The organism is Bradyrhizobium sp. MI1.11 (assembly GCF_055811255.1).
Genome location: NZ_JBVVPM010000006.1, coordinates 75,363 through 95,952, shown reverse-complemented (window position 1 = coordinate 95,952; position 20,590 = coordinate 75,363). Strand labels below are relative to the sequence as shown.

18 protein-coding genes are annotated in these 20,590 nt (G+C 64.3%); 5 read left to right on the top strand and 13 right to left on the bottom strand.

The genetic code is table 11. The features are described from left to right. Positions 1 to 168 precede the first annotated feature (168 nt). From AC0L30_RS08350 to AC0L30_RS08340, 3 genes are read right to left on the bottom strand one after another with little or no spacing between them, the layout of a single operon-like run. Entirely contained in the window at positions 169 to 753 is a 585-nt protein-coding gene (locus AC0L30_RS08350) for a DUF1254 domain-containing protein (RefSeq protein WP_106942444.1), read from the bottom strand. Next, positions 750 to 1,328 (bottom strand): DUF1214 domain-containing protein, encoded by a 579-nt coding sequence (locus tag AC0L30_RS08345; protein ID WP_007593444.1) that lies wholly within the window; start codon positions 1,326 to 1,328, stop codon positions 750 to 752. The genes AC0L30_RS08350 and AC0L30_RS08345 overlap by 4 nt, the downstream gene beginning before the upstream one ends. 25 nt (positions 1,329 to 1,353) lie before the next feature. Further along, positions 1,354 to 3,642: a transglycosylase domain-containing protein gene (locus tag AC0L30_RS08340; RefSeq protein WP_473367391.1), complete on the bottom strand. Its 2,289-nt coding sequence runs from the start codon at positions 3,640 to 3,642 to the stop codon at positions 1,354 to 1,356. A gap of 294 nt (positions 3,643 to 3,936) precedes the next feature. On the opposite strand from AC0L30_RS08340, the gene AC0L30_RS08335 reads away from it, so the two are divergent. Together AC0L30_RS08335 and AC0L30_RS08330 are read left to right on the top strand one after the other, a co-directional pair. Continuing rightward, a complete protein-coding gene (locus AC0L30_RS08335) occupies positions 3,937 to 4,452 on the top strand; it encodes a YcgN family cysteine cluster protein (RefSeq protein ID WP_007593435.1) in 516 nt (171 codons plus the stop codon). Between the two features lie 155 nt (positions 4,453 to 4,607). After that, the gene (locus AC0L30_RS08330; RefSeq protein WP_354127466.1) at positions 4,608 to 6,188 is read left to right on the top strand and encodes an MDR family MFS transporter; all 1,581 of its coding nucleotides are present in this window, start codon (positions 4,608 to 4,610) and stop codon (positions 6,186 to 6,188) included. Between the two features lie 3 nt (positions 6,189 to 6,191). On the opposite strand, the gene AC0L30_RS08325 is transcribed toward AC0L30_RS08330, so the two are convergent. The 3 genes from AC0L30_RS08325 to AC0L30_RS08315 all read right to left on the bottom strand — a co-directional run bounded on the left by AC0L30_RS08325 (position 6,192) and on the right by AC0L30_RS08315 (position 12,177). After that, the gene (locus AC0L30_RS08325) at positions 6,192 to 7,829 is read right to left on the bottom strand and encodes an alpha/beta hydrolase (RefSeq protein ID WP_473404143.1); all 1,638 of its coding nucleotides are present in this window, start codon (positions 7,827 to 7,829) and stop codon (positions 6,192 to 6,194) included. A gap of 78 nt (positions 7,830 to 7,907) precedes the next feature. Beyond that, positions 7,908 to 10,409 (bottom strand): GAF domain-containing sensor histidine kinase, encoded by a 2,502-nt coding sequence (locus AC0L30_RS08320; protein WP_473404119.1) that lies wholly within the window; start codon positions 10,407 to 10,409, stop codon positions 7,908 to 7,910. A 112-nt stretch (positions 10,410 to 10,521) separates the two neighbouring features. Next, positions 10,522 to 12,177 (bottom strand): thiamine pyrophosphate-requiring protein, encoded by a 1,656-nt coding sequence (locus AC0L30_RS08315; RefSeq protein WP_473404142.1) that lies wholly within the window; start codon positions 12,175 to 12,177, stop codon positions 10,522 to 10,524. Between the two features lie 441 nt (positions 12,178 to 12,618). Here AC0L30_RS08315 and AC0L30_RS08310 point away from each other — a divergent pair, with 441 nt between their 5' ends. After that, on the top strand, positions 12,619 to 12,831 hold the full coding sequence (locus AC0L30_RS08310; protein WP_157158568.1) for a hypothetical protein: 213 nt from the start codon (positions 12,619 to 12,621) through the stop codon (positions 12,829 to 12,831). 153 nt (positions 12,832 to 12,984) lie between these two features. Next, entirely contained in the window at positions 12,985 to 14,430 is a 1,446-nt protein-coding gene (locus AC0L30_RS08305; protein ID WP_473404118.1) for a hypothetical protein, read from the top strand. A gap of 1 nt (position 14,431) precedes the next feature. On the opposite strand, the gene AC0L30_RS08300 is transcribed toward AC0L30_RS08305, so the two are convergent. The 7 genes from AC0L30_RS08300 to ku all read right to left on the bottom strand — a co-directional run bounded on the left by AC0L30_RS08300 (position 14,432) and on the right by ku (position 20,030). Continuing rightward, complete coding sequence (locus AC0L30_RS08300) at positions 14,432 to 15,115, bottom strand: class I SAM-dependent methyltransferase (RefSeq protein ID WP_007593418.1); 684 nt, start codon at positions 15,113 to 15,115, stop codon at positions 14,432 to 14,434. An 8-nt stretch (positions 15,116 to 15,123) separates the two neighbouring features. After that, positions 15,124 to 16,119: a glycosyltransferase family 2 protein gene (locus tag AC0L30_RS08295; RefSeq protein ID WP_473404117.1), complete on the bottom strand. Its 996-nt coding sequence runs from the start codon at positions 16,117 to 16,119 to the stop codon at positions 15,124 to 15,126. Positions 16,120 to 16,294: 175 nt separating this feature from the next. Beyond that, positions 16,295 to 17,857 (bottom strand): hypothetical protein, encoded by a 1,563-nt coding sequence (locus tag AC0L30_RS08290; RefSeq protein ID WP_473404116.1) that lies wholly within the window; start codon positions 17,855 to 17,857, stop codon positions 16,295 to 16,297. Between the two features lie 182 nt (positions 17,858 to 18,039). Next, positions 18,040 to 18,204 (bottom strand): Flp family type IVb pilin, encoded by a 165-nt coding sequence (locus tag AC0L30_RS08285; RefSeq protein ID WP_007593411.1) that lies wholly within the window; start codon positions 18,202 to 18,204, stop codon positions 18,040 to 18,042. A gap of 191 nt (positions 18,205 to 18,395) precedes the next feature. Next, positions 18,396 to 18,578: a hypothetical protein gene (locus AC0L30_RS08280; protein WP_007593409.1), complete on the bottom strand. Its 183-nt coding sequence runs from the start codon at positions 18,576 to 18,578 to the stop codon at positions 18,396 to 18,398. A gap of 174 nt (positions 18,579 to 18,752) precedes the next feature. After that, positions 18,753 to 18,989 (bottom strand): hypothetical protein, encoded by a 237-nt coding sequence (locus tag AC0L30_RS08275; RefSeq protein WP_007593407.1) that lies wholly within the window; start codon positions 18,987 to 18,989, stop codon positions 18,753 to 18,755. Between the two features lie 57 nt (positions 18,990 to 19,046). Then, a complete protein-coding gene (gene ku / locus AC0L30_RS08270) occupies positions 19,047 to 20,030 on the bottom strand; it encodes a non-homologous end joining protein Ku (protein WP_007593405.1) in 984 nt (327 codons plus the stop codon). 234 nt (positions 20,031 to 20,264) lie between these two features. Between ku and AC0L30_RS08265 the strand changes: the two genes are divergently transcribed. After that, positions 20,265 to 20,420, top strand: a complete 156-nt coding sequence (locus AC0L30_RS08265) for a hypothetical protein (protein WP_007593402.1) — start codon at positions 20,265 to 20,267, stop codon at positions 20,418 to 20,420. The last annotated feature ends 170 nt before the right edge of the window (positions 20,421 to 20,590 follow it).

The window sequence follows — 20,590 nt, the reverse complement described above, 5'->3', positions numbered from 1 at the left end:
CCAGTGTTTTGCCCGACGAGTCAAAGCTGAACTGCGCGACGGGCAGGGATGTATCGGTCCAAACGCCTATTTGGCACAACCAAAATGGCTAACGATTTCAATGCTAACGCTACTGTGCATGGGGTTGTTTTTCGACTTTTTGTTTTCGCGTCGCCGAAGCTGCGCGCCTCAGCGCCGTCCCCGCGGTGCTTCCGCCTTGGCGGGCGGCTCGGTCTGCGGTCCGCAGCTCGCGGCCGCGAGCGAGCCTTGCGCCTGCGGCATCAGGCCAGGCTCGGGGGCGAGCGCCTTCATCACGATCAGGCCGGTGGTGCTAGGGGAATCGATGATCAGGCGGTCGGCCGCGGTGATCTCTTCGTCCTCGGGCAGCTCGTTGTGCTGCGGCTCTGTCATCAGGTCGAGCTCGATCACCTTCTTGCCGGCCGAACGGTCGTTGATGGCGTAATAGGCGATCTCGTTGCGGGTGTAGAACGACACCGAGGTGTAGGCCTGGCTGACGGGCACCGTCAGCTTGATCGGTCCGTTCGACAGATCGTAGCGGCAGATCGCGAGCGCAAAGGCCGGGTCCATGAACGGCATCGGCGAGGTCTGCGGATCGGCGAGCGGAAGCTGCGTGACGGCATTGAGCTTGGTCATCGGCGTCAGACGCGAATAGGCGTCCTGGGTCGCGATCCGCGGCAACGCCAGCACGCTGACGAGATGGACCACGAGGCCCAGCACCACGCCGGCAACGATGGTGAACAACAGCCGGATCATGAGCAGCCCGCCGTCGTGATCGTGGGCATCGGCGCATCGCGCTGGGTGCGTGTGGCAACGCCGACCGGGGTGTCGTAGAGCCGCAGCATCAGCGCGTAGCGTTCGATGCCGCCGGTCGGCAGCCAGTTGCCGGCGCGCGAGCGCGAGGCGATGCGGATCTCGAACGAGCCGTCGGACTGCCGTACGATCTCCTGGCTGGTGAAGCCGTAGCGCTGCAGCGAATTCGGGACGAGATGACCCTTGCGGTCGTAGAGCGTCAGCGTCCAGAACCGTGCCGGCGGCGTCACGCCGGAGACCACGACGTCGCAGCGGCCGTCGAGCACCTTCTTCTTGTCATCGGCGGTCGCGGTGAAGGCGACGCCGTCGCCGGTGCCGATCGGCAGCTCGCCGTTGCGCACGATAGTGGCGCGCGAATAGGGATCGACGTCGGCGGTGCCGGTGCGCGGGCGCGCGGTCCACGGGCCGATGGTCAGCGCGCCGATCTCGGTGCCGCGCGTCGTCGTCATCCAAGTCGCGCCGACGCCCACCACGGTTGCGAGCAGAAGAGCCGTCAATGTGATCAGGATCAGCCGCACTTGTTTCGATCAGTTCTTGTTTCGATTAGTTCTTGCGCGGGGCGGATGCGTTCGCATTCTCTTCCGCGTAGTTCTGCGGGAAGGCGAGCGCGCTCGTGGACGATGCCGGTTTGGCTTGCTTGGGGTCGGTGGCGGCCGATTTGGTCGCGGTCCGGGCCGCGTCATCCAGCAGCTTCTCGACCCGCACCAAAACGTCAGCGCCGCGCTTGGTCAATACGGGCGGCGGACCGGGCTTAGTCTCCAGCACCTTCGGCGCCGCATTGGCCTGCGCGTTGGCGATCCGCTCGGGCGGCAGCTTCTGGCCCATGCCTATGCCGGCGATTTCCCGGACCTCGACGCCTTGATGCGCCGCGAGCATGATGTCGTGCCAGGTCTGCGCCGGCAGCGAGCCGCCGGTCATGCGGTTGGTCGGCGAATAGTCGTCATTGCCGTACCAGACCGCGCAGGTGAAATTGCCGGTGTAGCCGACGAACCAGGCGTCGCGATACGCATTGGTCGTGCCGGTCTTGCCCGCGGTCGGAATGCCGTCGAGGGCTGCGCGGCGCGCGGTGCCTTCGCTGACGACGTGGCTCATCATGCCGGCCATGTCGGCGGCCACGGAGGCGGGAATTGCCTGGCGCGGCTTCGGTCCGTCGCGGTCCCAGCGCCAGACCGGATCGCCCGCGCCGGTGCGCACTTCCAGCACGGAATGCGGCGTCACCGCCTTGCCGCGGTTGGGGAAAGTCGCGTACGCCACCGCGTGCTCGAGCACGGTAACTTCGTCCGAGCCGATCGGCAGCGACGGCGTGTCGGGCAGCGGCGCCTTGAGGCCGAAGCGGCGCGCGACCTCGACGATCTTGGCGCGGCCGATCTTGGCCGGGTTCGGCGCCTTCGGCTGCTCCTTCTGGCCGATCGCGATCGACAGCTTGACGGGTACAACGTTGATCGAGCGCGTGATCGCCTGCGTCAGCGTCACCGCGCCGGAATAGGAATGGCCATAGTTCTGCGGGCACCAATTACCGATGCAGACCGGGCCGTCGACCACGATCGAATTCGGCGTGAAGCCGTTGAGGAGCGCGGTTGTGTAGACGTAAGGCTTGAACGACGAGCCCGGCTGGCGATAGGCGTCGGTGGCGCGGTTGAACTGGCTGGCACCGTAGTCGCGGCCGCCGACCATGGCGCGGATGCCGCCGTCGAGATCGGAGACGACGGTCGCGGCCTGCGTCGCGTGATAGTCGCGGCCGAACTGGCGCAGCTGGTTCTCGACCGCGTCTTCCGCCGCCTTCTGCACATTGGTGTCGATCGCGAGCCGGACCACGAAGACGCGCTCGGTGTAGGATTTTGGGAAGGTGTCGACCAGCTTGCGCATCTCGTCGAAGGCGTAGTCGAGATAATAATTCGGCGACGCCTCGTAGCGGCGGTCGACCGCGAAGGCGGGATTGCGGCGGGCGCCGAACACCTGGCCCTCGGTCATGAAGCCGGCGTCGACGAGGTTGTCGAGCACGACGTTGGCCCGGGCGCGGGCAGCGGGCAGGTTGATGTGGGGCGCGTATTTGGTCGGCGCCTTGAACAGGCCGGCGAGCATCGCGGCCTCGGCGAGCGTCACGTCGCGTGCCGACTTGTTGAAGTAGAAATGCGCGGCGCCGTCGACGCCGAAGGTGCCGCCGCCCATATAGGCGCGGTCGAGATACAGCTTGAGGATCTCGTTCTTGGTCAGTCGCCATTCCAGCCAGACCGCGAGGAAGGCTTCGTTGACCTTGCGCTCGATGGTGCGCTCGTTGCTCAGGAACAGGTTCTTGGCGAGCTGCTGGGTGATCGAGGAGCCGCCCTGGCGGACGCCGCCGGCCTGGGCGTTGGTGACGAGCGCGCGCGCGGTGCCGGCGATGTCGATGCCGAAATGCTCGTAGAAGCGGCGGTCCTCGGTCGCGAGCGTCGCCTTGATCAGCACATCCGGAAAATCTTCCAGCGGGATCGAGTCGTTGTGCTTGATGCCGCGGCTGCCGATCGGGTTGCCGTAGCGGTCGAGGAAGGTCACCGCGAGGTCGGACTTCTTCAGCCAGTCCTCGTCCGCGGTCTCGCGGAAGGCGGGGATGGCGAGGGTCAGCATCACCACCAGGCCCCCGAGGCCGAGGGTCGCAGCCTCCGACAGCGGCTCGATGAACACCCATCGCTTCCACCGCCCGACATAGAAGCGGTCCATGAAGGTCGAGTAGCGCTCGTAGAGCTCGCGGATGCCCTTGGCCGAGGAGAACAGCGAGGAGTCGATGCGCGCATCGAGATCCAGGAAGAAATTCCGGATCCAGGCCTTCCAATGCGGTGGTATGATCTGGCGCACCTAGAACCCTTGCGGCTTGGTTCGAAAGCGTTCAAGCACCCCGCCGGGGCGGCATCGAGACGTCTTGCGGGAGTGTTGCGGCAAACCCAAGGCGCCCGGCCAGCGACGGTGGGGACTTGCTGTTCCTTCTAGCCGAGCAGGGCCTATAAACCAATGGTCACGCTTGCGATTTTGAACAACAGGCCTAATTGACCCCGGTTCATTACGGGCCTCACGCGGGCGTCGCTTGCGGCCCCACGGCCGCACGCCCTAGATGGCACCAACCGTAGCTCTTTCGAACTTTTGTTGAGGCGCATGACCGCAGCTCCCAAACGACCTTCAGGCCAGGAAGGATTCTTCTGGAAAACCAAGACGTTGGAAGAGATGTCGGGGCCCGAATGGGAGAGCCTGTGCGACGGCTGCGGCCGCTGCTGCCTGAACAAGCTCGAGGAAGATGGCACCGGCGACATCTATTTCACCCATGTCGGCTGCAAGCTGCTCGATGGAGTGACCTGCGGCTGCAAGGACTATGCGAATCGTTCCGACAAGGTTCCGGACTGCGTCCGCCTGACCCCGGCCAATGTCCGCACCCTGAACTGGCTGCCGCCGAGCTGCGGCTACAAGCTCGTGGCGGAAGGGCGCGACCTCTATTGGTGGCATCCGCTGGTGTCAGGCGATCCCAATACCGTGCATGAGGCCGGCGTCTCCGTACGCGGTCGGGTCGAAGGCAGCGAGGTGGAGATCCCGGACGATGAGCTCGAGAACCACATCGTGCAATGGCCGGCGCAGCTGCCGAAACGGGCCCGCCTGAAGCGACGTCCGAAGGACTGATCCGTCGCACCAGATAGATCACGTCTTCGGGATGGCCGTGGGGTGGGATGCTCCCATGCACCGCGGTGCCTGCCCGAGAAGAACTTTGCTGTCTACATTGGCTGCATAGAACGAATCCTTCGCGGCGTTGGGCCGCCTCATGGCTTCCGATCGAGATGAACAAGTTCGAGCGGCAGAGCAGTTCTGCCGACACCCAGACATTGCCCGACGATATCGCCGAGGAATTGTCCCGCCTTTCGAGCGAGGTCTTGAGCGTCGACGACGCTCCCTCGCTCGCGCCGCCGGCGCCGCTGTCGCAGGACGAGGTCCGCACCATCGTCATCAGCCTGATGCTGACGATGTTTCTGGCAGCCCTCGACCAGACCATCGTCGCAACCGCGCTGCCGACCATTGGGCGCCAGTTCCACGACGTCTCCAATCTCTCCTGGGTCATCACCGCCTATCTGCTCGCCTCGACCGCAGTCGCGCCGGTATTCGGCACGCTCAGCGACATCTACGGACGCCGCGTGATGATCATCATCTCGCTCAGCCTGTTCGTCGCGGGCTCGGTGCTGTGTGCGATCGCGCCGAACCTGCCGATGCTGATTCTTGCACGCGGTCTCCAGGGGCTCGGTGGCGGCGGCATCATGCCTGTCGTGCAGACCGTGATCTCCGACGTCGTGAGCCCACGCGAGCGCGGCCAATATCAAGCCTATTTCTCCAGCGTCTGGATGGTCGGCGGCATTCTCGGCCCGGTCATCGGCGGCGTGTTCGCCGAGCATCTGCACTGGTCGATGATCTTCTGGATCAATGTGCCGCTCGCGGCCGCGGCGATCGCGCTGCTGCTGCCCAGGATGAAGAAGATTCCGGTGTTCCACCGCAAGCGCAAGGTCGACTGGCTCGGCGGCGTGCTGCTGATGGCCTCCGCCGTGGTCTTCATGCTGGTGCTGACCTGGGGCGGCACGCGCTTCCCGTGGCTCTCGCCAACCGTGCTTGCGATGGTGGGCGGCGCCGTCGCGCTCGCGGTCACCTTCGTGTGGCACGCACGCCGCGCGGACGAGCCGTTCCTGCCGCTGCCGCTGCTCGGAGGATCGGTTGTGCCGTTCGGGCTGACGGCCGGCGGTTGCGCGCTCGGTGCGATCACGGGCCTCACAGTGCAGCTGCCGCTCTATTACGAGGCGGTCTATCACCTCAGCGCCAGCGAAGCGGGCCTCGCGCTGATTCCGCTCGCGGCGGTCTCGACCTGCGGCGCGGCCATCGCCGGTCGCACCATGGCGCGGGCCAAGCACTACAAGCGGGTCGCCATCGTCGGAACGTCCTGGGCTGCGCTGTGCGGCCTCGGCCTCACGTTGACGACGTTGCCGCTCTGGGCACTGCTGACGCTGATGGCTGCGTTTGCGCTTGGCCTCGGCACCACCTTTCCGGTCTGCGTGGTCTCGGTGCAGAATTCGGTCGCCCGCCCGCAGATCGGCACCATCACGGGCGCGTTGAACTTCTTCCGCTCGCTGATGTCCTCGTTCACGGTCGCGGCGTTCGCGGCCATCCTGCTCATCGCGCTCGGTGCCGACGTTCCGCTCGCCGGCGAACATCACGGCGCTGTCAATGCGATTCCCGCCGACGACATGCGGCATGCGTTCCGCTACGTCTTCGGCGCCGCGACGGCGCTGATGGCCGGCGCCGCGCTCTGCCTGATCATGATGGAGGAGCGGCCGCTGGCCGGTCCGTCCGTCACGCAGCAGGTGGAGATGGCGGAGTAGGGGTTAGCCACCGCGATCGGGATCGTCGTCGCCATTGCCCGTCTTCCGCGCTTTCGCTGCGAGCTGCTGCTTGAGCCGTGCGAGCGCTTCGGCAGACCAATCGCCGACAGCTGTGACCGCGACCCAGCCATCGACGTAGTGTTCGGGTGCGTAGACATGGCCGAAACCCATCGGCGTGTTGGTTGCGACCGCCATGTCGAGGGCGAGCTGCAGCATCGTCACGATAGGATACCATCGCAGCTCCGGTGATACGTCAGGCCCGCGCGGCGCATTCATCCAGGCCGGCGCCTGATAGGCATCGCGGTAGGCGAAGAATGTGATCGCGTCACTGGCGTATTGCAAATAGACCACGCGCATCGGGCCCCAGGGAGTATCCGGCGCCACCGTCGGCCCGTTCTGGTTCATGAAGCGCACGAAGCGGCCGTCGCGGAATTCCGGCAGCCAGGCCGGTGATCCTGGATTGCGGTTATCGGTAATCGAGCGCCAGATGCGGCTCTCGAATGGCGCTCCGCTCCATAGCGCGCCGGCGATGGGGTCGCCGATTGTCTCGAACAATTCTGCGGATTTTTCCGAGTTCATGGCACCGAGGCTGAGCCCGTGCAGATACAGCTTTGGCCGCTTGTCCTTGGGCAAGCTCGTCCAGTAGCCGTAGATTTCGGTGAACAGCGCACGCGAGGCCTCCACTCCGTATTCGGGCTGAAACAGCAGCGACAGCGGGCTATTGAGATAGGAATATTGCATCGCGACGCTCGCGACATCGCCATGATGGAGATATTCCACCGTATCCATCGCGGATGGATCGACCCAGCCGGTCCCGGTCGGTGTGACGACGATCAGGACCTTGCGTTCAAAGCCGTACTGGCGCTTGAGCTCGTCGAGCGCAAGCCTGGCGCGCGCCTGCGCCGTGTCGCGGCTGCCGAGGCCCACATAGACGCGCACGGGATTCTGCGCGGGCTGTCCCGTAACGGCCCTGATCTCCGTCGCGGTCGGGCCTGAGGCAATGAACCGGCGCCCCATGCGCCCGAGTTCCTGCCACTTCACCAGCGAGGCAGAACTTCCGGTTCGATCGTGGGCGGCCGGTTGCGGCCGCTCTGGCTCTTGCAGGGCGTCGAGTTCGCGGAAGGAGGAGTCGAGCGCATTGAACGCGGTCCGGACCAGGACGTTGCTGGCGATCGACCAGAACAGCAGGCCTGCGATCAGCACGCCGAGCACGTTGGCGACCTTCCGCGGAATGGCGTGCTTTATGCGCACGGCGAGGAAGCGGGCGACAAACACGAACAGCCGCCCCAGCACCAGCAGCACGGCGAACGTGATCAGGGTGATGACGCAGACCTTGAGCGGATGCGCGGTCTCGACCGGGGTCATCTTCATCACGGTGCGGATCGAATTCTGCCATTCGGCGGTTCGCCGCAGGAAGATAACGACGACCAGCAGGCAACCGGCCGTGACCAGCGCATTCGCAATCGATCTTGCCCGCGGCGAAGGTTCGGGCAATTCGAGATAATGCCACAGCTGGCGCCACAGCACGCCGGCGAAATAGCCGATCGCGAAACAGCCGCCGGCAAGCGCGCCTTGCGTGAGATAGCTCCGCGGAATCAGCGTCGGCGTCAGCGCGGCAGCAAAGAACAGAGCGCCCAGCATGAGGCCGACACCGGACAGCGAGAGCAATTGCCGTCGAACGAGCCAAGCCAGATTCGTCACGGCATCCTCCGGGCCAGTCTATCTCTTGTTCTTGTCTGAAAAGCTGCTCTGTCGCGGCAGCCGGATCGTGAATTCCGTGAACTTGCCCGGCTCCGTCGCGACGTCGATGGTGCCGCCGTGCTGCTTCACCACGATATCGTGGCTCATCGACAATCCGAGGCCGGTGCCTTCGCCGGCCGGCTTGGTGGTGAAGAACGGATCGAACATCTTTTCCTTCACCTCGTGCGGAATGCCGGTGCCGTTGTCGCGGATGCGGATCTCGATGCTGTCGCCGCGGTCGCGCGTTGCGGCGATCACCACCGGCTCGTAATCGGCGGCGCCGTCATCCGACTTGCGCTTGGCCACCGCGTGGAAGCCGTTCGAGATCAGGTTCAGCAGTACCCGGGTGATCTCCTGCGGAAACACTTCCGCTTGCCCGGCCGCCGGATCGAGTTCGCGCTTCAGCGTCACGTCGAACTGCGGCTTCTCGGCGCGGGCGCCGTGATAGGCAAGGTTGAGGCTCTCCTCGACCAGCGCGTTGATGTCGCTCAGCCGATGCTCGCCGCCGCCCTCGCGGGAATGCAGCAGCATGTTCTTGACGATGGAGTCGGCGCGCCTGCCATGCTGCACGATCTTCGCGAGATTGTCCTTCAACAGTCCGGTCAGCTCGTCGACCTCGCTGCGGACGTCGTCCGCGAGCGGGAGCGGCGCCAGCGTCTCGTTCAGCTCGTCGGTCAGCTCGGCGGAGAGCGATGCAAAATTGTTGACGAAGTTGAGCGGGTTCTTGATCTCGTGCGCAATGCCGGCGGTGAGCTGGCCGAGCGATGCCAGCTTCTCGGTCTGGACCAGCCGGTCCTGGGCAGCGCGCAAATCGTCGAGCGATTTGGCGAGGTCCCGGGTGCGATCCTGCACCTCGTTGAACAGGCGCGTGTTCTCGATGGCGATCACGGCCTGGTCGGCAAAGGTCTTGAGCAGGGCGATCGCCTTGTCCGGGAAGGGACCGGGCTCCGGCCGCGTCACGCCGATGGTGCCGATCGCGACGCCGTCGCGCAGCATCGGGATCACGAGGATGCTGCGATAACCTCGCGTCCGCGCCAGCTCTCTCATGGCGTCCGTAAGGTCGGGCTCGTTCTGCATGTCGCTGCGGAATGCGAACTCTCCGCTTCTTGCCACTCGGCTGTGAATGCCGGACGCCGATAGCGGCGCCGGGAACGAGCTGAGCAGCTCTTCGTTGCCGGCTTCGTTGTCGGTACTGAAGGCGGCGAGGTGGAGCAGGCCGTCGATGACGCGCGTGACGGTGGAGGAATGTCCGCCGACCAGGGACTTGGCGCTGTCGGAGATCGCCTGGAACACGGGTGTCACATCCGCGGGCGAGGCCGCAATCACCTTGAGGATGTCGGCGGTCGCGGTCTGCCGTTCCAGCGCTTCCCTCGTGGTGTTGAACAGGCTGACATTCTTGATCGCGATCACCGCCTGGTCTGCGAAGGTCTGCAACAGCCGCACATGATGCTCGCCGAACGCGCCGGTCGCGCGCCGCGTGGCGATGATGACGCCGATGGCCTGGCCGTCGCTCATTAAAGGCGCGAATAACATGCTGCGGTAGCCGCGGGCGCGCGCGATGTCCCGCGCCGCCGGTTCGACCTCGGTGTCGGGCAATTGCGCCGCCACACCACTGGCCACGAGCCGGTAGGGCGGGAACTGCGCGAATGGCACCGGGAACGAGGACTGCAGCACGCGATCGCCGGCCGGATCGGTCGGCGTGAACGCCGCAAGATGCGCGGCGCCGTCGATGTAGCGCAGGACTGCCGTGGAGAAGCCGCCGATCAGCCGGTTGGCGTTGGCGGCAATGGCGTCGAACACCGGCTGTACGTCGGAGGGTGAAGCGGCCATCACCTTCAGAATGTCGGCGGTGGCGGTCTGGCGTTCCAGCGTCTCGCGCGTCTCGTTGAACAGCCGCGCGTTCTCGATCGCAATCACCGCCTGGTCGGCAAAGGTCTGGAGCAGCTGCACGAGGTCGGCTGCGAACGCGCCGGGCTCGGCACGAGTTACGCTGATCATGCCGACTGGCGTCCCCCGATTCATCAGCGGCATGAACAGCACGCTGCGAAAGCCGCGCAGCCGCGCAAGGTTCCGGTTCAGCTCCGGGACCTCCGCGGCTTCGCTATCGGGAAACTGGATCGTCTCGCCGCCGCGCACCAGCGCGAAGGTCGGAAAGTCGGCAATCTTGCGCGGGAACGACGCCTTCAGCCCTTCGTCCGCCTCGGTGCTCGTTGGTGTGAACGCCACGAGGTGGAGCTCGTCATCGATGAACTGAAGCACGGTGGCGGAGAAGCCGCCGAGCAAACGCCGGGAGCTGGACGCGATCGCCTCGAAGACCGGCCGGGCATCGGACGGAGAGGCCGCGATGGTGCGCAGAATCCCGGCGCTGGCGCTTTGACGATCGCGCGCAATCGCGAGCTCACTGCGAAGCTGCGCGTTCTCGGCTGTGGCCGCCTGTAACAGGCGCTCAAGTTCCGCGATGTCGTTGGAAGGGGCGGTCATTCGCAATCCGGCTTGATGCCGGACAAGCGCGGCACCAGGGCGGATTATCACATCTCCTGCGGCCGGAGCCAGCGTCCGCGACAGCGAGTTTGCTGCCAGAATCCGGTCCGCTTCACGTGCCCGGCCGCGACACCTCGGTCTCCTTGCTGGTGATGAACTCCAGCAGCACGGGAATGCCTTCCTGCGTCTTCTGGATGCCGCGCCTGATCGCGGGGATGATGTCCTCAGGTCTCGTCACCCGCTCGCCATAGCCGCCGAAGGCGCGCGCCATCGCGGCGTAGTCGCCGGAAATGTCGGTCGACCGGTATTTCTCGGTCGAAACCGGCATCACCTTCAATTCGATCGCCATCGAAAAATTGTTCAGCAGGATCGACATGATCGGAATGCGCTCGCGCACCGCGGTCTCGAAATCCATGCCGGTGAAGCCGATCGCGGCATCGCCCCAGACATTGATGCAGAGCTTGTCTGGCCTTGCGAGCTTGGCGCCCATTGCCAACCCAAGGCCGTAGCCGAGCTGCGTCGTCTTGCCCCAGCCGAGATAGGTGAGGGGCTCGACCGACTTCCAGAACGGCGAGAGCTGGTCGCGCGGGCTGCCGGCATCGTGGGTGATGATGGTGTTGCCGATGTCGACGGTGTGCTGCAGGTCCCATAGCACGCGATAGGGGCTCAAAGGCGCATCATTGCTGGTGAGCTTCGGCATCCATTTCGCCAGCCACTCCTTGTGCGAGGCCGCGATCTCGGCCGCGACCGCCGAGGCGTCCCGATCCGCGCTGACGGTCTTGCCGATCTCCTCCAGCAGCGCGTCGAGCACGAGCCCGGCATCGCCGACGAGGCCGATCCTGGCTTCCACGTCCTTGTTGAGATGGTTCGGATCGAGCGTCGAGTGGATGATGGTTTTGTCTTTGGGCATCGCGATGCCGAAGCCTGTTTCAGTGAAAGAGCAGCCGATGCCGAAAATGACGTCGGCCTCGGCCAGGAACTTCGGCACCGCGCGCGGCACGGCGAGCCCGCCGGAGCCGAGCGAGAGCGGATGCGTTTCCGGAAAGGACGATTTGCCCCCAAGGCTGGTGGTGACGGGAATGGCGAGCCGTTCGGCCAGCCGTTTCAATTGCGGCCACGCCTGCGCGTAATGCACGCCCTGGCCGGCATAGATCACCGCGCGCTTGGCGTTGACGAGCAGGTCGGCCGCCTCCTTCACATGAACGGGGTCAGCGCCGTAGCGGGTGCGCAGCACAGGCGTGTAGTTCAGCGGCTCAGGCACCTCTTCGTTCCACATGTCGGCGGGGATCTCGACGATGACAGGCCCGCCGCGGCCGTTCTTCAGCTTGGTGAAGGCGCGGCGAAAGATGTTGGCGACTTCCGCGGCGAGGATGATCGGTTCGGACGATTTCGAAAACGCCTTCATCGCCTCGCTGGAATTGAAGTTCGGCTCGATATGCGCAAGCCTGCGCTGATAGCCCATCGGCAGCACCAGCACGGGAACGGATTCGCCGTAGCATTGCGCGACACCGCCCATCGCGTTCTCCGCACCGGGCCCGTGCTGCATGCAGAACGCGCCGATCGAGCGTCCCGATGTCACCCGCGAGATCGCATCCGCCATGTGGATGCCGACGCGCTCCTGCCGCACCATCACGGGCCGGATATCGGCCTTGGCCGCATGCTCGATCAGATGATTGACCGGATAACCGCAGAGGATCTCGATCCCCTCGCGCTTCATGATTTCCGCAATCGCGGTGCCGAGCTTCATGGCGTTTCTCTCCCTGGGCAGGCCGGTTGGTCCGGCCGATTAGGGAAGAGAGGATCAGGAATCGGGGAAAGGGTAAAGCGCGGGCGATGAGAGTCGCGGTAGGTCAGCTATGCAGCGAGCTGCCGTAGCCCGGATGGAGCGCAGCGCAATCCGGGGCCGTGCTACCCGGACATACCAATGACGAATTCGCCGCGCTCCATCCGCTACGACCGCTACTTGCAGCTTTGGCAGATCCTCAGCTTGCGTTTCAACGCCTCGTCTTCTTGATCGATCAATTGCTCAGCGGCGCCTTTAGCACCCGGATCGGCCCTGGAGCCCTTCGCCGTGCGTGACCTCACAGGCGGCACCACTTGGCTCGAGGTGTCATTGCCCTCGCCGGGGCCTACGCTGAAGCCATCGTAGTCGGCGGCCGGGTTCGGCGCCGATGGAAGCCCGCCGATCACCGGCGGCGAAGCTTCTCTGATGGATGCTGCCGGCGGAGGTCTGGAATTTTTGGCGCCCGCATGCGGCGGCGATGCATTGGGCGGAGAAAGCGAAACCGGCGGGGCGGCCGAAGTCTGTCCTCTTGCGCTGTCCTGCGACCAGACGCCGACAACGATGAGGCTGAAAGCCAGGAGCATCACGCTTCTCATCCGCATCCTTCAAGCAGCTGTGGTTGGTGGATTGACAGTGTGAAGCGTATCAGGACCCACATGGTCGTCAAAGCGCCGCAGCCTGGGTTTCGCAGCCGGGAGTATAGTTCACAAAGCGTGACCGGCCCGCCGCACCAAGCCAGGCGCGGTGAAGTCAAAGAGGAATTTAACGCTTGCGCCCTAACTTGCGCTCGCCATGAGTGACCAGGTCGTCCACAGCGAGGTTCAACCGTTTTCGGCGCGTGCTGCGCTTCCCTGGCTGGTGAGCCTTGGGGTATATGCCCTGTTGCTGATTCTTGGACCGCGGCTGCTCAATGATCCCGACAGCTATTCGCACATCGAAGTCGGGCGCTGGATCATCGCGCACGGCATGCTGCCGGCGACTGACCCATTTTCCTTTTCGAGGCACGGCGCGCCCTGGATCACCTTCGAATGGCTCTCGGAGATCATCTACGCCGGTGCCTACGCGCTTGCCGGCTGGCAGGGCGTCCTCGTCGTCGCTGCCGCGGCGATAGCGCTCGCCTTTGGTTTGTTGACGTTCTTCCTGCTGCGCGAGCTTTCGCCGACCCAGACGCTGCTCATGGTGATCGCGGCCGTCATCCTGTTGGCGCCGCATATGCTGGCGCGGCCACACGTGCTGGTGCTGCCGCTGATGGTGACCTGGGCGGCTGCCCTGGTGCGCTGCATGGATCGTGGTGGGCCTCCGCCGTATTGGGCCCTTCCTCTACTGGTCGTGTGGGCCAATCTGCACGGCAGTGTGGTGCTGGCGCTTGGACTGATCGGCCCTGCGGGGCTCGAGGCGCTGCTGCGCGAGAAGCGTAGCGAATGGCCACGCGTGTTCCTGCAGTGGCTGCCGTTCACCGCGCTCGCGGTCGCGGCGTCCTGCCTGACGCCCTACGGGCCGGAACCGCTGCTGATGCCGCTGACGACGCTCGGCCTCGGCCCCGCGCTCGGTTGGATCGCGGAATGGCGGCCGCAGGATTTCAGCCACATAGGCTTCTTCGAATTACTGCTGCTGGCCGGCATCTTCGCGCTCTCGCGTGGCGTGACGCTGCCGGTCGTGCGTGCGTTGGTCGTGATCGGCTTGCTGCATTTCGCGCTGGCCCAGATCCGCAATGCGGATCTGCTGGCCATGCTGGCGCCGCTCTATCTGGCGGCTCCGCTGGGGCGGACGTTCGGCGGACCGGTGGGAGAAGATGCTCCCGGCTCGTCACGCGGCCTGAACCTGGCCACGCTGGGTGTGTTGATCGTGGTGAGCGGGGCGACGCTGGCGCGTGACATACGACCGGCTCCGGCCATTACCCCTCAGGCTGCCATCGCTGAAGCCAAGCTCGCCACGGCGGGGCACGTGCTCAACGATTATTCCTTTGGCGGCTATTTGATCTTTGCCGGCATTCCCACCTTTATCGACGGTCGCGGTGAACTGTACGGGGGAGCGTTCATCAACCGCTACAATCGTGCCCTGGCGCTGGTCGATCTCGGCGACTTTCTCAAGTTGCTCGACGAATACAACATCGGCGCAACGCTGCTCGCGCCGGGAACGCCGGCGATAGCGATGCTGGACCGGCTGCCCCAATGGCAGCGCGTCTACAGCGACGACGTGGCGGTCGTGCACAAGCGGCGAGATATGCCGCAAAAATAGATCAAGCGGTCCCGAAGGCGACGTATTGGCCGCCGAGCGGCACGCCGCTCAGGGTCGCTTCGAGGCGCCGTGCCGGCTTGGTGTCCCAGGGCAGCAGCAGGAAATGGCGCGCACCGATCTCGCGCAAGCCGCCGGCAGCCATCAATTTTCGGGTTTTACCCGCCCCGAGCAGGACGGCGTCCCGGTCGAACTCACAACGCGCGACGGCAAGGCGGGTCAGCGGGTTGTATGGATTGTGCTCGATGACGCAGACGAGTCCCCCGGGTCGCGTCACGCGCCGCATCTCGGCGATGAATTGCGCCCATTCGGCCGGCACGACGTGGTGCATCACGCAGACGGCGGTGACCAGATCGAAGCTGGCATCGTCGAAAGGAAAGGTGCGGCCGTCAAACTCACGGTAGTCGACCTTGCCGTTGTCAGCGCGTGCCTGCGCCAGGCTGGCCGAAGAAACGTCGATCCCGCTCAAGCGGCCGACCATGCCGTGCAGCAGGGGATGAAGGCTGCCCACGCCGCAGCCGACGTCCAGCATGTCGGGCCTCTCCTTGTCGAGCCGCTGCGCGATCAGATTGCCCAGGAGATCGGCCTTGGCGCGCATGAAGAAGTGATGCGGCAAGCCGGAGAAGTCGATCGAGGATTGGACCACGTCACGGTAGTTGTCGTGATAACCGTCAAAGAGTTCGGTCATGCGCCGGCTCACTCGTTGACGGCGTGGATCGCGGGTGCGGCCGCCGTCTCGTTGCGGTCGAAGCCAGCGCGTGTCTGCACCACATAGAGCGGGCGACGTTTCACCTCGGCATGGATGCGGCCGACGTAGAGCCCCACGATACCCGTCATCAGCATGTTCATTCCACACAGCAGGGACACGACGACCATCGTCGAGGACCAGCCGGTGACGAGGTGACTGTCGTTGCTGAGCCACAACAGGATCACCCAGCCGCCGTAGAGCAGTGCCAGACCCGAGACCGTCAATCCGCACCAGATTGCGAGCCGCAAGGGCAGATCGGAAAAGCCGAGCGCGGCGTTCATCGCGAGCCGCACCATCTTGAACAGCGGATATTTGGTCTCGCCCGCTGCACGTTCGAGGCGGTGGAAGGCGATCTCGGCCTGCCGGAAGCCGAGCCAGGCGATCATGCCGCGTACGAAGCGGTCCTGCTCCGGCATCTGCCGAAGCGCGTCGAGCACCTTGCGATCGATCAGGCGGAAGTCGCCGACATCGGCGGGGATGCCGACCGAGGACATCCTGCCGAGAAGCCGATAGAACAGATGCGCGGTCGCGCGTTTGAATCGGCTTTCGCCGTCGCGCGACAGGCGGCGGGCGTGGACGATGTCGTTGCCTTCCTGCCATTTTGCGATCAATTGCTCGATCACTTCAGGCGGATCCTGCAAATCGGCATCCATGACGATGATTGCTTCACCTTGCGCGGCGTCCATGCCGGCGGTGATGGCGATCTGATGCCCGAAATTTCGCGACAGGCCGATATAGCGAAAGCGCGGGTCGCGCGTGGCGAGCGCCTGTAGCACGATCGAACTGGAATCGCTGCTGCCGTCGTCGACGAAGATCGCCTCAGCCGGCCCGTCGAGCCGGGACAAGACCAGGTCGAGCCTGCGCAGCAGCACCGGCAACACGGCTTCCTCGTTGAACACGGGGATGACGAGGCTGTAGCGGATCGACTGGAAATTGGCCGCCATGCGAGAGAGTCCAACTCGTTGCAGGAGCGGAAGTCTATGCCGGGGGTGGTTAAGGTCGCCTTGCCACAACCGTTAAAGGATATGGGGAGCCGGGGTGGCTTCCAAAAAGCGGTGCGAATGGTGATGCCCGATTAACCACGCCGAGCAGCCGCGGCTTTGGCCCAGGACTTGCGACTTAGGGCTTGCGGCGGATCTTGTAGAGAACAAATCGCTCCGAGGTATCCAGCGCTTCCAGCAGATCCGGCAGTGGGTTTACGGCCCGCGGTCCGAGGACGTAGAGATAGTCGTAGTCCTGGGGCCAGGTGCTGACGAACGGCGGAACGCCAGCTGGCGGCCGGCTTGCCGCAATCGCGGTCAGCACGCCCAGCGGCATCGGCCCCCCGTAGGGAATGGCAAGGCGGCGCACGTCCTCGCGTGGCCGCACGGGCTGCTTGCCCGCTTCCGTAAATAGATTGGGCACGAACGCGTTGGCATAGTGCACGGCGAGCGTAGGCGCATAATACATCGGATATGAGGTGAGGTCGGCGAAGGGCGGGTCTCCATTGTCGTCCGTGCTGGCGACCAGGATGCGCGAGCCGCGATCGATCTTGTGGAACGACTCGACGATGGCCGCATAGTCGGTGCGGTAAGGCAACCACACCGCGAGCACGACGGCGAGATTGACCAGGATGATGCCACTGATCGCGGCGAGCGCTGCCATTCTCCATGTCCGGCTGGGCAGCGTAATAGAGCAGAAGGCCGGCAGGATCAGAGCCGCAGCGGGAATCACGCGAAGGTCGACGAACGAAGTTCCGAACAGCTTCGAGGGAATGACGACGTAGAGCAGCGCGAAGCCGGTCGCGAGCCAGATCCCGGCTGCTTCGAGCTTGAGGACGCCGCGTCTTGCGGCGAAAAACAGCGAGATCATCAGCGCAAGCCCGGTCGCAGCCGCGATCGTCAAATTGTAACCGTTCATGATGCGCAACGGCCAGATCGGCTTGAATCCGAAGAACCAGTTCGTTCCTTCGCTTCCGATCGATCCCGCGGTCATGCGCATGATCCCAAACAGGGCAAGCGCCGGTACGGCCAGCGCGGCGAGCCGCGCGGCGGCGACACCGTACGATATTCGCCCATGGCGGATGCGCGAGAGCTCGTAAAGGCCGAGCGTCGCGCCGTAGATGCCGAGGGAGAAGAAATGCGCCGCAAATAGCGCAGCGACGAAGACCATGTTGACGACGAAACGCAATGGCCATGGGCGTTCCGCGAGCATCAGATAGACGGCGATGCCGCAGAGAGCGAGGCCCAGTCCGAACTCGAAATTCACGAAGCCCCAGCTGAACGGTAGGCAGTAAAGGAACGCGAGCGCCGCAAAGCCGGCGAGATGGACCCGTCCCTTCCGCGCCCATTCGAGCAAGAGCGCGCCCCCAACGATCAGCAATTGACTCAGGAGCAGAAACAGCCGCGTGGCGTTCTCGACGCTGATCAGCCGCGCTATCTGCGGGACCAGCAGATCCATGCCAAGGTTGGGATAGAATGCCCAAGCCACTTCGTAATGCGGATTGGCGTTGGGGGTGCCGTTCTGGCTCAGAATATACATCCGGGCGAGGTGATTGGGATAGTCGACCATCGCGGGGATAGGGGTCAGCAGCACCGGAAGAAACGACACAGCCGCCAGGACAGCAAGAACGGTGATCGCCACCGATCGGTCCGAGCCAAGACCAGCCCGGATTGTCGAGGTCGGCTTGTCAGAAGAAATCATGTCATCGGGCCGCTGCAGTTTGAGCTTACGCTCTACGATGGCGCAACCGCCCGACACAACGCCATATTGCGAATTCGCGAAAATCAAGCTGGGTCGTCGCCGCATCGGAAGGAGGAGCCCGTCATCCGACGCGCTGCACGCGGACTTGTGCTGATGAGATTGCGGCGCGCCGGCAATGCCGGCTACTTGACCGCCGCGCCGACCGAGTTGAATTTGCCGCTCAGGAGTGCGCTGCCGGTGTTGTTCACGGCCGCGATGATCGCAAACGCGATGCCGGTGGCGATCAGACAATACTCGATGGCAGTGGCACCATTTTCATCGGCAAGAAATGACTTGAGCAAAGTCATCGTCAACTCCTGTTCATCCGTCCAACCTAGGCTGGTGCCGTTTTCGGAATGGTAAATTGATTCAGCAATTTTTCGCGGGCGCGTCAAAACCCAGGTGGATGGTCCTCACCTGCCGTTTGGTATGGTGTCACCGATCGACTTAAGGTTTCGTCACCCAATTCGGACGCATTTGGCGATATCGTCATCCCGTCTCAGGACGAGATCTGGCGTTCCGGCGCGGCCTTGCCGGGGCGTTTCAGCACCGTTGCCAGGCGTCCGACCAGATAGCTCACCGCGCATGGCTGCGCCCGCGCGGAGCTGCCGGCGAGGCTTTCTTCCTCGGCCGCGTCGTTGACGATGCCGATGTAGTTCTTTCTGGCGTCCTGCTGCTGCACGAGCCTGCAAATCCCGGGTTCAATCGAGGCGCAACAATGCTGCGCGGAGCGGGAAGCGTCGGTTAATTTTGCCTTCCGTAGGATTACGTGTCGTCCCCGCGACCGCGGGCAGACGCTGAAAGCGCGGGCTTGGCTTAACGGATTGTTGAGCCTGTTCTTGAGCGGGGCGCCGGCTCAGTCGCGCCGACCGTCCGCATTCATCGCCCGCAATACCGCGATGCGGGCGAACATCATCCAGCCGCCGCCGGTCTCGGCCGCGTTGATCAGGGTTTCGATCGCGGTCTGCCAGTGGCTCGCATGCTGCGTGTCCTCGGGCAGTCGCATGATGTGATCGGCAGCTTCTTGCAGCGTCCGCAGCTTGCGCCCGCCACGTAACGAAATGGGATCGTCGAATGCGGTCGACCAGGGCATGTCAGGTCGGCCGATCGACGAGGGGAGGCATCACGGCGTCGTCGCTGTGCGATGCTGCTAGCCGGCCTTCTTCGCCCGAGCCGGCGCGCGCACCGGCTTGTCGCCTTTTTTGGGAGCGGCTTTCGCAGCAGCGTCCTTGCCGCCCTTGCCGGCGATTGGCAGCAGCATCTCGCGCTGGCCTTCGACGCGCTTTTTCGGCTTCTTGCCCTTGAGGGCGTCCTTGGTCACATCCTTGGCCACTTTCGCCGCGGGGCCTGCGTCCTTCTCGTTCGCGATGCTCTTCTTCAGCGCGTCCATGAGGTTGATGACGTTGCCACCGGTCTTGGGCGCGGTCTTTGCTGCGATGGGCGCGCCGCTGCGCTTCTTGTTGATGAGGTCGATCAGCGCGGTCTCGTAGTGGTCCTCGAACAGCTCGGGCTCGAACGCGCCGGACTTCTTCTCGACGATGTGCTTTGCAAGGTCGAGCATGTCTTTGGTCAGCTTAACGTCCTGGATGTCGTCGAAATAGTCGTTCTCGCCGCGCACCTCGTAGGGGTAGCGCAGCAGCGTCCCCATCAGGCCGCTCCCGAGCGGCTCCAGCGCGATGATGTGCTCGCGGTTGGTCAGCACCACGCGGCCGATCGCGACCTTGTCCATGCTCCGGATCGTCTCGCGGATCACCGCAAAGGCGTCGTGACCGACCTTGCCATCGGGCACGAGATAATAGGGACGGATCAGATAGCGGCTGTCGATGTCGGTCTTCGGTACGAACTCGTCGATCTCGATCGTGTGGGTGGAGTCCAGCGCGATGTCGTCGAGCTCGTCCTTGGTGACCTCGATATAGGTGTCGGTGTCGACCTTGTAGCCCTTGACGATGTCCTCCGAAGTCACCTCGTCACCGGTCTCGGCGTCGACTTTGAGGTACTTGATCCGGTGGCCGGTCTTGCGGTTGATCTGGTTGAACGAGACCTTCTCGGTATCCGAAGTGGCCGGATAGAGAGCGACCGGGCAGGTCACGAGCGACAAACGCAGAAAACCCTTCCAATTGGCGCGGGGGGCCATGGGCTACTCCAAACGCAACGGGGACAGAAGACGAAGATACCATCGGGGAACACCGAATCATAGCAAGGCGGATCGCTGAATCTTGCATCTGCGTTAACCGGCCGCCCGGCGCGCGGTTGCAGCCTGATCCGGCTGCAAAGGCCGGAACATCATATCCGATCATGCGTTGCCACGGGACATTCCGCCGCGAGGAGTCGCAGCCATCCGACGCGACGGCCAGAAATTGAGGTCACCATGGCAACCACGCGAGACCAACGTCAGATCGTGGAAACTCCGACCGAGGCGCGCCAGGGCGAGCCCGGGCCGTCGGTGGCGGCGCTGCTCGCCATATCCACCGGGCTCGCGATCCTGATCCTCGCGGTCATCTGGTTCGTTTTCTTCCGGACCTGATCGGCAGATCGACCGGACGGTTCGCACCTTCCGACTCGCCGCGTAACGCGGCACATTGCGCCCCCCCCCCCCCCCCGCGGGGGGGGGGGCGGGGGGGCGCCCGCGGGGGGGGGGGGGCCCGGCCGGAAATTACAAAAAATTAACCGGCCCGGTTACCCGGGTAGTATTAA

Bases quoted from the DNA above. Each gene is read 5' to 3' on its own strand.
- AC0L30_RS08300 (WP_007593418.1), bottom strand. From the start codon at position 15,115: ATGACCGAACTCTTTGACGGTTATCACGACAACTACCGTGACGTGGTC.
- ku (WP_007593405.1), bottom strand. From the start codon at position 20,030: ATGGCCCCCCGCGCCAATTGGAAGGGTTTTCTGCGTTTGTCGCTCGTG.
- AC0L30_RS08310 (WP_157158568.1), top strand. From the start codon at position 12,619: ATGGATGCTGCCGGCGGAGGTCTGGAATTTTTGGCGCCCGCATGCGGC.
- AC0L30_RS08285 (WP_007593411.1), bottom strand. From the start codon at position 18,204: ATGACTTTGCTCAAGTCATTTCTTGCCGATGAAAATGGTGCCACTGCC.
- AC0L30_RS08265 (WP_007593402.1), top strand. From the start codon at position 20,265: ATGGCAACCACGCGAGACCAACGTCAGATCGTGGAAACTCCGACCGAG.
- AC0L30_RS08350 (WP_106942444.1), bottom strand. From the start codon at position 753: ATGATCCGGCTGTTGTTCACCATCGTTGCCGGCGTGGTGCTGGGCCTC.
- AC0L30_RS08290 (WP_473404116.1), bottom strand. From the start codon at position 17,857: ATGATTTCTTCTGACAAGCCGACCTCGACAATCCGGGCTGGTCTTGGC.
- AC0L30_RS08275 (WP_007593407.1), bottom strand. From the start codon at position 18,989: ATGCCCTGGTCGACCGCATTCGACGATCCCATTTCGTTACGTGGCGGG.
- AC0L30_RS08325 (WP_473404143.1), bottom strand. From the start codon at position 7,829: ATGCTGGGCGCTCTGTTCTTTGCTGCCGCGCTGACGCCGACGCTGATT.
- AC0L30_RS08335 (WP_007593435.1), top strand. From the start codon at position 3,937: ATGACCGCAGCTCCCAAACGACCTTCAGGCCAGGAAGGATTCTTCTGG.
- AC0L30_RS08320 (WP_473404119.1), bottom strand. From the start codon at position 10,409: ATGACCGCCCCTTCCAACGACATCGCGGAACTTGAGCGCCTGTTACAG.
- AC0L30_RS08330 (WP_354127466.1), top strand. From the start codon at position 4,608: ATGAACAAGTTCGAGCGGCAGAGCAGTTCTGCCGACACCCAGACATTG.
- AC0L30_RS08295 (WP_473404117.1), bottom strand. From the start codon at position 16,119: ATGGCGGCCAATTTCCAGTCGATCCGCTACAGCCTCGTCATCCCCGTG.
- AC0L30_RS08305 (WP_473404118.1), top strand. From the start codon at position 12,985: ATGAGTGACCAGGTCGTCCACAGCGAGGTTCAACCGTTTTCGGCGCGT.